Here is a 12,651-nt window from a genome sequence, read left to right as displayed (position 1 = left end):
AGCCGGCTTGCATGGAACGCGCGAATGATTAGTTTGAGTGTCCGTTGAGTCGCGGCCAATAGCTGGCCCGCTCGCCCCTTCCGAGACCCCATGACCACGTTTACGCCGCATCAGGATTCCGCGCTGAAGGCCGTTGCCGACTGGATGAAGGCAAAGCCCGGCAAGAACGGCACGCCGCCGGTATTCCGCCTGTTCGGCTATGCCGGAACCGGCAAGACCACGTTGGCGCGGCACATCGCTGACGGCGTCGACGGCGAGGTGAAATTCGCGGCCTTCACCGGCAAGGCCGCGCTGGTGATGCGCAACAAGGGTTGCGACAACGCTTCTACCATCCATTCGCTGATCTACCGCGCCCGCGAATCCGGCGTCGAACAGCCGAGTTTTGAACTGTGGGACGACGCGCCGGCCTCGAAGGCGAAACTGATCGTGATCGACGAATGTTCGATGGTCGATGCCGAGCTCGGCCGCGATCTGATGTCGTTCGACTGTCCGCTGCTGGTGCTCGGCGATCCCGCGCAATTGCCGCCGATCCAGGGCGGCGGATTCTTCACCGATTGCGAGCCCGATGCGATGCTGACCGAGGTGCATCGCCAGGCGCAGGACGATCCGATCGTGCGGATGTCGATGGATATCCGCGAGGGCCGCGAACTCGAAATCGGCCGCCATGGCGAGAGCGAAGTGGTGTCGCGCAACGAGCTCGACCCGGAGCGCGTGATGAGCGCCGACCAGGTGCTGGTCGGACGCAACAACACCCGCCGCGCCTACAACATGCGGGTGCGGCAGAAGCAGAACATCGAAGACCCGTTGCCGGTGGCCGGCGACAAGCTGGTCTGCCTGCGCAACAACCGCAAGAAAGGCCTGTTCAACGGCGGGCTGTGGCGGGTGAAATCGCGCGCGCAGTCGAAATCGAAGATCATCACGATGCGGCTGTCGCCCGATGAGGATTTCGGCCACAAGGTGACCAAGGTTTCGGTGCGCGGCGAATGTTTTGGCGGCGCCATCGAGACCATCCCGTGGGAACAGCGCAAGCCCTATGACGAGTTCGACTATGGCTACGTGCTGACCGTGCACAAGTCGCAGGGCTCGCAATGGGACGACGTGGTGCTGTTCGACGAAAGCTTTGCCTTCCAGGATAGCCGCGCCCGCTGGCTCTACACCGGCATCACGCGCGCCGCGAAGCGGCTGAGCGTGGTGGTTTAGACCCGCATATTCAGACCTCATCCCCGGATGAGCGCTTTGCGCTCACCGAGGGAGCGCGCATCTTGCACGCGTCTCGAAGGATGGCCACAGTACGGCCTCGTGGTTCGAGACGGCGCAAGCGCACCTCCTCACCATGAGGAGCGACTTATTTTTCCACCACGAAGTAAAAATCTTCCCTTCCCGGCGGCGAGCCGTAGGTGAAGGGTTGCTGCGCACGCTTGGTCATCGTCCAGACGTCGTCGCGGACGATATCGAACAGTTTTCGCACCTCGACTTTCGGCGTCCTGAGTTCACGCGCCAGCACGGTCGCGAACGGGCTGTTGACGGAATCGCCGTCGAGCGCGGTCTCGCCGTGCTTGGCGGCATAGACCACCATGAAGCCGGCCTCCGGCTCGATATTGGAAAAACCCTTGTTGACCAGTTTTAGCGCAATGGTCCGCTGCATGGTCTTCTGGAACGGATTGTCGCGGCAGGCATCGAGGATCACCAGACGAAGCTTGCGCGCGCCGGAAACCGCAGCGATCAATTGCTCGAGCGCCACGGCCTGCGTCTCCGCATCGCGGTCGGCGGCGAGTTTGGCGTCGGTCGGGATCAGATAGTTGACGCCGCCGATCTCCATGCCGTGGCCGGCATAATAGACCACCGCCCAATCGGCCTTTTCGGCCTGGGTGCCGAACTCGTGCAGGGCCGCGAAAAACTTGTCGCGGGTCAGGTCGGGCGCCAGCGTGACGGTCGCAAAGCCGAGCTCGCGAAGCGTCGACGCGATCAGTTTGGCGTCGCGCGCCGGATTGGCGAGCGGCTGCACATTCCTGTAGGCGCTGTTGCCGACGATCAGGGCGACCTTGCGCGGGCCTGACGGCACGGGCGCTGCGGTCTTTCCCGGAGCCGGTTTGGCCGCGGCGGATGGTGGCGGCGCCGTTCCCATCAGCACGGCGAGGCGTTCCCTGGCGAGACGGCGCGCAATCGCGGTATCGATCTCGTCGAACTTGGTCAGCGCCGCGCTGGCGGCGCGGTAGTCGGCACGCGCCGCAGCCTCGTCGCGGCGTTTTTCGAACAGCTGGCCGCGATAGGCGTGCGCACGGATGTAGTTCGGGTTGATCTTGAGCGCCGCGTCGTAATCCTTCAGCGCGGCGTCGAGGTCGCCCTTGGCCCGGTAGATATTGCCGCGGTTGGTCAGTGTGTAGATCGACGTCGGCGTCTTTGCCAGCGTCGCATTGCAATCCGCCAGCGCCTGATCGAATTTTCCCATCGCGGTATAGGTGATGCAGCGGTAGATCGCGACCTGCGGAGCTTCCGGGTCAAGCTTTTGTGCCTCGGCGAAATCGGCCAGCGCCGCTTCGTACTGTTGTCGATAGGTCTGCACCCGGGCGCGGTTGAAGAGATGGATATAGCGGCCGGTATTGTTGGCCGGCAGCTTGACCGAAGCATCGAATTCCGCGAAGGCGCGATCGAGGTCGCCCTTTCGCATGAAGATCAGGCCCCGATTGTTATAGGGGCTCGCATAATTCGGCCGCAGCTTCAGGCTCCGTTCGTAGTCAGCCAGTGCACGCTCGTCGTCGCCCTTGTAGCCATAGGCGAGGCCGCGTGCATTCAAATAGGCGGCGTTGTCGGATTCGACATCGAGCGCCGCGCTGAAAGCCGCGATCGCACCGTCATAGTCGCGCTTCTTCATCAGGGAATCGCCGCGAACCCAGAAGGCGCCGGCCCTGGGTTTGCCGGTGATCTTGTCGTCGGCAATGACGGTCTCGCAGGCTGCCAGCCTAGCTGCAGGTTCCGCCTGCTGGTTTCGGCAGGTATCGATATCGCCCGCCGCCCGCGCACTTACCGCGGCGGCGAGGGTGACGACGGCCAGGAGAATGGCGCGCAACATTGGCAGAACGCTCCGGCGCATTGTTTCTTGGTCGCCGCAGGCGACTGGCGGTTCATTGTGGGAAGGGACGCGAGGCCCGGTCAAGGGCGGCCAAACATCACGCTTTACGTGTCCCCTGAATCCTCCTCTAAATCGTTGCGCCAGCGCGGGTTTATTCACGAAACCGTGTGGGCCGAGCCGTAACAAAATGAGCCCGGCCCCGTATCTCGGCGTATCGGAGGAGACTGCGCCGATTGCGAAACGCGGCTCCTGGCCTAAACTCCCTTCCAACAGCTCAAAGAGGAACCCATGTCCCCTCGCCACTACCGCCTTTCGCTGTGCGCCGCCGCGATCGGCGCGCTCGCCATTGCCGCGTTTACGGTCAGCCCTTCGCACGCCGCGGAAGAAGCCGTGATTATCCCCCCGCCTGCCGCCGACGTCGCGCCCGCCAGCGGCATGCAAACCGCCGTCCTTGCCGGCGGCTGCTTCTGGGGCGTCCAGGGCGTGTTCCAGCACACCGCGGGCGTGGTCAATGCCGTGTCCGGTTATGCCGGCGGCACCAAGGCCACCGCCAACTACAACCTGGTCTCGATGGGAACCACAAATCATGCCGAAGTGGTCGAGGTCAAATACGACCCGAAGAAAATCAGCTACGGCAAGATTTTGCAGATCTTCTTCTCGGTCGTGCACGACCCGACCCAGCTGAACCGCCAGGGCCCGGACACCGGCGCGCAATATCGCTCGGCGATCTTCACCACCAGCGACGAGCAGAAGAAGGTGGCGGAGGCCTATATCGCCCAGCTCAATGCCGCCAAGGTCTACAAGAAACCGATCGTGACCAAGGTCGGCCCGCTGGAGGCGTTCTATCCGGCGGAGGCCTATCACCAGGATTACATGACGCTGCACCCCAACCAGCCCTATATAGCCTTCAACGACATCCCGAAGGTCCATAACCTCAAGAAGGTCTTTGCGAGCGACTACCTCGATAAGCCGACGCTGGTGAGCAGTGCCAAGGCCACCAACTAAATTCGTCATTGCGAGGAGCAAAGCGACGAAGCAATCCATCTCTCCTCGTGTTGCGGCATGGATTGCTTCCGCCTTCGCTCGTTGAGCTACGGCGGACAAGTCGCTTCGCTCGCAATGACGATCAAATATGAAGGAGACTCCATGTCCGACACCAAGACCAAGGTAGAGAAGAGCGAAGCCGAGTGGCGCCGCGAGCTGACGCCGATGCAGTATGCGGTGCTGCGCGAAAAGGCGACCGAGCGGCCGTTCTCCGGCGAATACGAGCATGAGCACCGCAAGGGCACCTACATCTGCGCCGGCTGCGGGCAGACGCTGTTCGAGTCCGACGCCAAGTTCGATTCCGGCTGCGGCTGGCCGAGTTTTACTGCGCCCGCGGTAGAAAGCCATGTCGACGAGGAACGCGACATCAGCCACGGCATGATCCGGACTGAAGTTCTGTGCTCGAAATGCAACGGCCATCTCGGCCACGTCTTCGAGGACGGCCCCGGGCCCACCGGCCTGCGCTACTGCATCAACTCGGCCGCACTGAAGCTGCAGCCGAAGTAATTTGCTTCTCGTCATGCCCGGGCTCCCGGGCATCCAGGTCTATAGTGCCGCGAGCAAGAAAGACGTGGATGGCCGGGACATAGGCGAGCGGAAGCGACGCCGTCCTTTGGGACGGCTATGCCCGGCCATGACGGCGGACGAGGCTGGGCAGCTCACCGGCATATTTCTCTTTTCATTCGAACTCATCTCCGACCCCGTGCGACCAAGAGCTGGTCGCGCGGGGTTTTTCATTTTTCAACGGTGCTTCTCCCGGTTTGCCCGGCGCGCAAACAAGGAAGTTCAGATGCCACTATCCAAACGTCTGCTGGCCGGTCTTGGGCTTGCCACCCTCATCATGGAGAGCGTTGTGATCCAGCCTGCTTTTGCCGCCGACAAGGTCTCCCTGTTCAAGGTCATTACCGCCAAGGATGAAATCGTCATCGGCCTCGCCGAGGACGACCTGGCGCAGATCGACGGCAGGAACGCCGGCGGCATCGCCAAGATGCTGGTCGCCAAGGGCTCGATGAGCGTGTGGCGTTACGCCGTGCACAAATCCGCTTCGGGCGATCTCGAACAGGCGCCGCTGCACAGGATCGGCCTGCTCGCGTCGGACTCGCTGCGCGTCGAGCCCTATGCGACGCCGCTGAAGGTGCTGCCGATCGACGAGAGCAAGAAGTGACGCGCGCTTAGCGCGTCATCCCGGGGCGCGAAGCGAACCCGGGATCTCGAGATTCCGGGTCTGGTCCTTCGGACCATCCCGGAATGACAACACCCCTTTCGGCGGAGCGAGGACTCGCGGCCTGGAATGTGCTTTCATTCCGGGCCGCGGGGCGCTTTGCCGGGCGCCGGCCGCGTTTCGGGGGAGGCCGCCATGTCGCTTGGCACGATACTCATCATCATCCTGATTATTTTCCTGCTCGGCGGCTTCTCCGGCCGTTTTGGCGGCTATGGCTATGGCTATGGCCATTCCGGCATGGGGCTGGTCGGGGTGATCCTGATCGTGCTGCTCATCCTGGTGCTGCTGCGCAAACTTTAGGCCCCGTAGGCCATTGAAATAACAGGACTTATTTCTGGCCGAAACGGCCCCAAATAGCCGGTGCCGCGAGCCATGCGCGGATTCATCATCACCCCCGATCTGCACCATCAGGAGTCGCATTTCTGTCAAAGAAGCTTATATTGGGGGTCGAAATGACGTGCACGGCGCGCCGCCCGGGATAGCGGCCCACCGTCATCCAATCCACACTCGCTCGACGAACGAGCCAAAAAGATTGAGGTCACAAACCATGCGTCCATTCAGCTACGATACCGCCGCCGAACTGTTTCCTGCCGCGATCCGCAAGAAGAAGCGGGCGGGCTTTGCATATCGGCGTTTTGGCACCGCGGCCGAAGCGGTTCGCTTCGCGATCGAGGAATTGCCGGCGGACTCGCTGAACGGCGCGTATCTGCAGGTCGAGGAAGCACGCTTCGATCAGAGCGGCATCCGCACGCTCTATGAGAGCGAAGCCTTCCCGCTGACGCGCCGCCCCCGTGCGCCGGCCGCGACCGAAACCAACGCCGACGCCGCGTAAACATTCGCTTATCTGGGAAATGCCCTCGGACATTGTCCGGGGGCATATTTTTTCGCGTGTAGACTCCGTCATGCCCGGCCTTGTGCCGGGCATCCACGTCTTTGCTTCACTTCAGCAAGAAAGACGTGGATGGCCGGGACATAGGCGAGCGGAAGCGACGCCGTCCTTTGGACGGCTATGCCCCGGCCATGACGAAAAGACGAAGTCACGCATTAGCGCGGCTGCTTGTCGAGCCAGCGCTTGAGCATCCGCACGTTGCGGACGTTGGCACGGAACATGACGTCGAAGGCATCGCCCGCGACCGGCACCAGGCCGACCACGCCATCGAGCGCGACATTTGCCAGCATCCGCGTCGTGATGTGCCAGGGCGCGCCGAGCGCGCGCGCCTCGCGCACCAGCCACAGCGAGATCGCGGTCGTGATGATGTCGCCGACCACGGGGATCAACCCGATCAGGCCGTCGATGCCGTAGCGGATGTTGGTGCCCGGCACGATGAAGGCGACGTCGAGCAATTTCGACAGCGCTTCCAGCCGCGCCAACCGCTGCTCCCGCGTTAGATTGCCGAACGGGTTGGCGCTGGAATGTCCGAAGTCGATCCGAAAACCTTCGAACTGCCCACGCAGGCCCTCGTCGGGGATTTCCCGCCCCTCCTGGTCGATGACCGGCCCCTGGGCCTTCGCGCGGCCTGACGAAGGCCGCCCGGTGCGCTGCCGCTGGGGCGTATAGATATCGTCGTTTGACATGGTCATCAGATGGTAACGCGAACCGAGCCCGCAAGTTGCGTCAAATTATCGCTTTCCGCCTTCGCTCGTTGAGCTTCGGCCGGACAGGTCGTCGCACGACGCTTCGCCATTCCTGCGCGCGCATCAGCTCGGCGGGCCTCGCGAAAGCCTAGATCCTGGAGAGCGACACGATCAGCTCTTCCCTTCCCAATGCACGATGCGCCGCGCGAGATAGGCAATGCCCCGGTCGCTGATCAGACCGATGAGGCCGATCAGAATGATGCCGGCAAAAACATAGGTGGTGCGGAAGAAACTGCTCGCATCGAGAATCACAAATCCAAGCCCGCGATCGCCACCGAGAAGTTCGGAGGCCACGAGGATCGTCAGCGCCGTGCCCATGGAGATGCGAAGGCCGGTCATGATTTGCGGAAAGGCGGACGGCAGCACGACAAAGCGGAACGTCTGCCAGCGGCTGGCGCCCATCGATTGCGCCGCCCTGAGCGCGTCGAGCGCGCAGGAGCGTGAGCCGGCCTGCGAATTGACCATCATGATCAGGAACACCGAAAGGAAGATCAGCAAGATCTTCGACAGTTCGCCGATGCCGAACCACAGAATGAAAAGCGGAATGAGGCCGAGTGGCGGGATCGGCCGCACCAACTCGGACGGCACGATGAAAAGCGCGTCGATCGCCGGAACGCGGCCGCGCAGAAGTCCCAACGCAATACCGAGCACGGAGCCCGCCACGAACGCAATACCGACCCGCCAAAGGCTGGCACCGATATGCGTCCAGATTCCCACACCGGAATAACCGCGCTGAATCATGTCGAGGAAGCTGGTTGCGACCGCTCCCGGCGACGGCAGGATGGTCGGCGGTACGGCACCTTGCAGCGTAACGAAAGTCCAGAGCAGAAAGATCGTGAGCGGCGAGAGGATTGCCAGCGCCACATACTGCCGCCTTGCCTTGATCGCGGTGGAGTTCATGCGAAGCCCTCACGGCAAATGAAAATGGTCAATGGCGCATCTTCCGATAGATCATCTCGCGCAGACGAATGAACGCCGGATGCAAGCGGTTTTCGCCGCTGTCGCGCGGAGACGGCAAGTCGACCGCCAACTCGTCGAATGCACCGTCCTTCAGATCGGTGAGCAGAAAAATCCGGTCGCCGAGGAATACCGCCTCGTCGATGCTGTGGGTGACGAACAGGATGGTGCAGCCGGTGCGCTCGCGAATCCGCAGCACCTCCTCTTGCAGTACCTCCCGCGTCTGCACGTCGAGGGCGGAGAACGGTTCATCCATCAGCATGACTTTGGGTTTCGCGGCGAGCACGCGCGCAAGGCCGACTCGCTGCCGCATGCCGCCTGACAGCTGGTAGGGATAGGCGTTCTCGAAGCCTGAGAGCCCGACCAGCGCCGCCATCTCCTCCGCAACCTGCTGGCGCTCCGCCTTCGGGCGACCTGCGCAGCGCAGGCTGAACGAAATGTTGTCCGCGACGGTCATCCAGTTGAACAGCGCGGCAGCCTGAAATACGACGCCGCGATCCGGACCCGGGCCGGCGATGTCGCGGTTGTCGATGAACGCGACGCCCTCGGTTGGCTGGATAAATCCCGCTACCAAATTGAGTATCGTGGTCTTGCCGCACCCCGATGGTCCCAGCAGTGCGACAAGTTCACCGGGGCGAACGGCGAAGGAGACGTCGCGCATGATCGAGCGGCCGTCATACTCGAAGCCGACCCGCTCGAACTTGAGCATCGGCCTGGCCGAGGCGAGCGCGCCGGCTTCGTCCACAGTCAATTCCACGGACTTGTCAGGTACGATGCTCAAGACGCGGGCGCCCGGATTCATTTGAGGCCCGCAACGTAGGCCTGAACCGGCCTGGTATAAAGCAGTCCCGACCAGTCGGCGGGAGCGGCCTGGATACGCTTCTCCTCGACAAGGAAGGCCGCAATGCCCTGCAGATGCTTGCCGAGCCGCGAATTCGTCTCCTGGCCGGCAGGTCCGATGAAATCGGCGGTCAATATCTGCTCGAAGGTTGGATGGGCTGCACCCTGCCCCTCGATGAGTTTGTCGAACTGCTCCGAGGCCATGTCGATCCGCTTGGCTTCATACTGGCGCACCTCGGCGGGCTTGGCCTTGTAGTCCTTTTGAGCCTGGTCCCAGATCTTAAGGAAAAGCTGCAACGTCGCAGGGCTGCCGTCCGTGAACGCCTTCCGCGCGGCCCATACGCCACCGGTGATCATGCCGAGACTCTTCGTCGTCGCGATCGGCTTTGCCCCGGCGCGCTCGATGGCGCCGACGTTCGGCTCCCATACAAAGGCGGCATCGATCTGCCCGGCCACATAGGCCGGCGGCATGTTCGCCGGCGTGAGGTTGATGAGGGTGACGTCGGTTGCTTTGAGGCCGGCCTTCTCGAGCGCCCGCAGCAGGTGGTAATGGCTCGTCGATCCTGTGGCCACGCCGATGCGTTTGCCCTTGAGGTCGCTCAACTCCTTGATGCCCGCTGCGGGGTTCGCCGCAAGCCGCACGTTGGTTGCGTCGATCCGCTCCATGAACAGGATCTGGATCGGAAGACCGTTGGAATAGCCGGTGACCGCCGGAAATTCACCCATCCAGGCAAGATCAACCTCGCCTGCAGCTATTGCCGGAAGCATGGCCGGGCCGGCCGGAAACTGGGCGGTCTTCACATCGAGGCCATTTGCCTTGAACAGCCCGGAGCCCAACGCATAGGAAAGAATGACGTTGATCTCCCCGGTCTGGAAGCCGATCTTGATCGGCTTCAAATCCTGGGCCGATACGGCGTGAAGCGGCGCAAGGGCAAGGCTGGCAACAAACAACAGCGATCGAGCGAAGCGGATCATTGGCCGTCTCCTGAACAAAGAGGGGAATGGGTGTGGTCCGTCATGCGACTGGACCGATGAGGTCGAGAACCGTGAGGGCGAGAATTTTCGTCGCCGCGACCGACTTGCCGATGTGAATGTATTCGTTGACGGGCGGCCAACCGTCCTCGCCGGGACCGAAGGTGATGGCGGCACGCCCCCGCTCCGCGAACCGGATGGTGTCGTTGAAGGCGTTCTTGCGGTAGATCGCCGGCGCTTCGCCGTAAATCCGCTTGTAGGCGCGCCCGAGCGAGGCGGTGGGATTCATGTTCTCGTCCTGCTCCAGTGTGCCGTCGACGAACAGCGCGCCGGGATAAGGCCGCGCTGTCGCCTTGAGCTCCGGATCTCTGGCCGTCTCTGCATCGATCTGGGCCTGCACATCAGCCATCACGCTGTCAGGCGTCATGCCGGGCAGGATGCCGACGATTGCGATCACCGCACGGGCCACGTCGGGCGTGAACTGCATCTCCCGTTTGACGCCGCCCTGCACCCGGACCAGCGCCGTCATCGGCCGCGTACCACCCGCAATTCTCGCGGGCGTATGGCTGAACGTCATGGTCTCCAGCGCGGTGAGCAGCCGCGCCATCTTGGCGACGGCGTTGACCCCGGTGTCAGGGCGCCAAATGTGGGTTTTGACGCCGCTTGTTTCGATCTCGACGAGGAAGTTTCCGCCGTTGGCGACCGCAATGCCCATGCCCGATCGACCATCCGGTTTGGTCCAGCCGGTCGGCTCGCAGACAATGGTGTAGTCGGCATCGAGCCCACATTCGTCCAGCAGGAAGATCGAACCGTCGGGCCCGTTCTTCTCTTCATCGGCGGTGTAGACGCATTTGAGCGTACCGCGGAGCTTCACGCCGGCTTCGCGGATGGCGCGCGCCGCCAGCAGCGTGCACGCAAGATTGCCCCGCGTGTCGGATGTGCCTCGCGCGTAAAGCCTGTCACCATGGCGGGTCGGCCGGAACGGATGGCCGCCGGTCATCGTCCAGGCGTTCCAGTCGCCTGCCGGGTAGGTGTCGAGATGATCGTTGAGGATCAGGGACGGACCGCCGCCAGCGCCTTCGAGGATTCCAACGACGTTCGGCCGGCCCTCGCGCTTGGTCGGGAACGTGACCACAAACCCCATCTCCTGCAGCTTGCCCCCGATGAAGATTGCCGCGCCCTCTTCCCGCGCGGGGGCCTCGTCCGGATCGAGCGGGTTCTCGGCTTCCGGTTGGCCGGCCGGAACCAGTTCGCAGGTCAGATCGAGCCAGGCTTTTTCGGTGATGCGATCGAGCACCCGCCGCTCGATTTCGGAAAGGCCGTCCTGCTCCATCACATCTGCCGTCGTCTGCATGGCTCTCCCCTGGCTGCTTCACCAGATCTAAGAGCAAGGCATGTGCCAGCAGCGCCGATGCAACATGCGAGGCGCTGGGCGGACGGTAGCCCCCTCTGATTCCAGCATAAAATGCCTCCGGGGCACCACCGCGTCGCTCTGTCAGAAAATTTCCTACGGCGTTCCGATGCGGGGTCGCTGGGCAGCGGACACTTGCGGCTGACGTGGGACGCGCCGTCGCGGAAAAGCGATCTAGTCTTCGTCGGCGGACGCCGCCGCGGAAAGCAGATCGAGACGCTGGATCACGAGCATGCCCCGCTTCTGCCGAAGCACGCCCTCTTTCTGCATTCGGTTGAGGCTAATGGTGACCCATTGCCGCGTCGCACCGATCAGGTTTGCGATCTCGGCATGGGTGAAGGCGGCTGCGATCACGATGCCGCCGTCGCCGGCCTCTTCGTCAAAGCCATAGGTATTGGCGAGATGAAGCAGAACCTGCGCCAGACGTTGCGACAGCGAGCGCGTGCCTAGCATCTGCGCCAGCGAGGAATAGCAGCGCGCCTTGAAGCTGAGCGCCTCGATGATTTCGATCGCCAGATCCGGCACGTCGCGGGCCAGATCGCGCAGGCCCGCGCCCGGAAGATGCGTGACGGTACTGTTCTTCGCCGCGACGGCGGACCAGACGTGAACGCCGCCGTCAAAGATTTCCGGCCCGCCGACGAAGTTGCCCGGCAACCAGTAGGCCAGCGTGATCTCCTTCCCAGAAGGCGCGGTGTAGTAGCTGCGGACAAGGCCGCTCTCGATGATCACGATTCCGTCGTGCACATCGCCCTGAAGGAACAATATCTCGCCGCGCAGGTAGGATTGCTTCCTGCCATGGCGCTCGACCCGCTCGCGCGCCGCCGACGGCAGGCGGCCGATCAGACTCTGTTGGCGGGTGACCGCGCCGTCAGCCTCGGTCAGCAGAATACCGGCGGTCTTATCTCCGATATCTGACATTGCATCCCCTGGACCAAGGCATTCGTTCGCCCCAGCAACGTGCTTTGATCGGTATCCACGCGCCCCGGCAGATTACGTCGATGGCACCGGCGCCTGCTCGTCGGCATATCTGTGCGCCAGCCACGACGACAACACCGCAGGCACGCCACCGACCAGCCCGTAGAGAATGAACTGCATCACACCGGAGTCCGGACCGCGCGAGCCATAGAGCAGTTCGGTGACCGTGAAGCCGATCGCGCCAACGATGCACATCCGAAGCCACGGCGGGACGCGCCGCACGTGATACAGGATGTCATCGATGGCACCGATCATCAGCGCCGGCACGACGCCGAACAGATAGCTGTATTGCAGCGTCTTGGCGAAGGTGCCGAAGAATTTCCCGACCTCTCTCCAATCGGTCTGGGTCCAGTAGCCAGAGGCCACCGTGACCGCGAACAGCATCAGCAGGCCGCCGACGAACGGGCCGATAGCTCCGAAGATCAGATAGCGTTTCATGCAGGCCCTCCACCCTATTTATTCGACGAGGCGGCCGTTGTTGCAAGCAAATTACGCGCGGATGATGCCATCTTCTTGCAGACGAAC

General features: G+C 62.8%; 14 protein-coding genes. 6 read left to right on the top strand and 8 right to left on the bottom strand.

From position 1 onward, the window contains the following. Positions 1–90 precede the first annotated feature (90 nt). Complete coding sequence (locus tag ACSQ84_RS14965) at positions 91–1,200, top strand: ATP-dependent DNA helicase (protein WP_436212453.1); 1,110 nt, start codon at positions 91–93, stop codon at positions 1,198–1,200. Positions 1,201–1,345: 145 nt separating this feature from the next. On the opposite strand, the gene ACSQ84_RS14960 is transcribed toward ACSQ84_RS14965, so the two are convergent. Further along, positions 1,346–3,070 carry a caspase family protein gene (locus ACSQ84_RS14960; protein WP_436212452.1) on the bottom strand — a complete coding sequence of 575 codons (1,725 nt, stop codon included), beginning with the start codon at positions 3,068–3,070 and terminating at the stop codon, positions 1,346–1,348. A gap of 288 nt (positions 3,071–3,358) precedes the next feature. Here ACSQ84_RS14960 and msrA point away from each other — a divergent pair, with 288 nt between their 5' ends. The 5 genes from msrA (at position 3,359) to ACSQ84_RS14935 (ending at position 6,168) form a co-directional block, all read left to right on the top strand. Then, positions 3,359–4,075 carry a peptide-methionine (S)-S-oxide reductase MsrA gene (msrA, locus tag ACSQ84_RS14955; RefSeq protein ID WP_436212451.1) on the top strand — a complete coding sequence of 239 codons (717 nt, stop codon included), beginning with the start codon at positions 3,359–3,361 and terminating at the stop codon, positions 4,073–4,075. 141 nt (positions 4,076–4,216) lie between these two features. Then, a complete protein-coding gene (gene msrB / locus ACSQ84_RS14950) occupies positions 4,217–4,621 on the top strand; it encodes a peptide-methionine (R)-S-oxide reductase MsrB (RefSeq protein WP_436212450.1) in 405 nt (134 codons plus the stop codon). A 283-nt stretch (positions 4,622–4,904) separates the two neighbouring features. Then, a complete protein-coding gene (locus tag ACSQ84_RS14945; protein WP_436212449.1) occupies positions 4,905–5,279 on the top strand; it encodes a hypothetical protein in 375 nt (124 codons plus the stop codon). 192 nt (positions 5,280–5,471) lie between these two features. Next, complete coding sequence (locus tag ACSQ84_RS14940) at positions 5,472–5,636, top strand: DUF3309 family protein (RefSeq protein WP_436212448.1); 165 nt, start codon at positions 5,472–5,474, stop codon at positions 5,634–5,636. 247 nt (positions 5,637–5,883) lie between these two features. Then, positions 5,884–6,168 (top strand): hypothetical protein, encoded by a 285-nt coding sequence (locus ACSQ84_RS14935; RefSeq protein WP_192737574.1) that lies wholly within the window; start codon positions 5,884–5,886, stop codon positions 6,166–6,168. A gap of 212 nt (positions 6,169–6,380) precedes the next feature. Here the strand turns inward: ACSQ84_RS14935 and ACSQ84_RS14930 are convergent, their stop codons facing one another. The 7 genes from ACSQ84_RS14930 to ACSQ84_RS14900 all read right to left on the bottom strand — a co-directional run bounded on the left by ACSQ84_RS14930 (position 6,381) and on the right by ACSQ84_RS14900 (position 12,564). Beyond that, entirely contained in the window at positions 6,381–6,917 is a 537-nt protein-coding gene (locus ACSQ84_RS14930) for a DUF4112 domain-containing protein (RefSeq protein ID WP_436212447.1), read from the bottom strand. 165 nt (positions 6,918–7,082) lie between these two features. Then, positions 7,083–7,871 carry an ABC transporter permease gene (locus tag ACSQ84_RS14925; RefSeq protein ID WP_436212446.1) on the bottom strand — a complete coding sequence of 263 codons (789 nt, stop codon included), beginning with the start codon at positions 7,869–7,871 and terminating at the stop codon, positions 7,083–7,085. Between the two features lie 28 nt (positions 7,872–7,899). Further along, on the bottom strand, positions 7,900–8,709 hold the full coding sequence (locus ACSQ84_RS14920; protein WP_436212445.1) for an ABC transporter ATP-binding protein: 810 nt from the start codon (positions 8,707–8,709) through the stop codon (positions 7,900–7,902). Between the two features lie 17 nt (positions 8,710–8,726). Beyond that, entirely contained in the window at positions 8,727–9,743 is a 1,017-nt protein-coding gene (locus ACSQ84_RS14915; RefSeq protein WP_436212444.1) for a taurine ABC transporter substrate-binding protein, read from the bottom strand. A gap of 40 nt (positions 9,744–9,783) precedes the next feature. Continuing rightward, positions 9,784–11,094, bottom strand: coding sequence for a M20 family metallopeptidase (locus ACSQ84_RS14910; protein ID WP_436212443.1), 1,311 nt, complete (start codon positions 11,092–11,094; stop codon positions 9,784–9,786). A 231-nt stretch (positions 11,095–11,325) separates the two neighbouring features. Next, on the bottom strand, positions 11,326–12,069 hold the full coding sequence (locus ACSQ84_RS14905; protein WP_436212442.1) for a Crp/Fnr family transcriptional regulator: 744 nt from the start codon (positions 12,067–12,069) through the stop codon (positions 11,326–11,328). A 72-nt stretch (positions 12,070–12,141) separates the two neighbouring features. After that, positions 12,142–12,564, bottom strand: coding sequence for a DUF5413 family protein (locus ACSQ84_RS14900; RefSeq protein WP_436212441.1), 423 nt, complete (start codon positions 12,562–12,564; stop codon positions 12,142–12,144). Positions 12,565–12,651 lie beyond the last annotated feature (87 nt).

Origin of the sequence: Bradyrhizobium sp. LjRoot220 (genome assembly GCF_964252915.1) — a bacterium.
Lineage (GTDB): Bacteria > Pseudomonadota > Alphaproteobacteria > Rhizobiales > Xanthobacteraceae > Bradyrhizobium.
The sequence above is the reverse complement of the archived record's forward strand: the minus strand, read 5'-3'. Positions and strand labels throughout refer to the sequence as shown.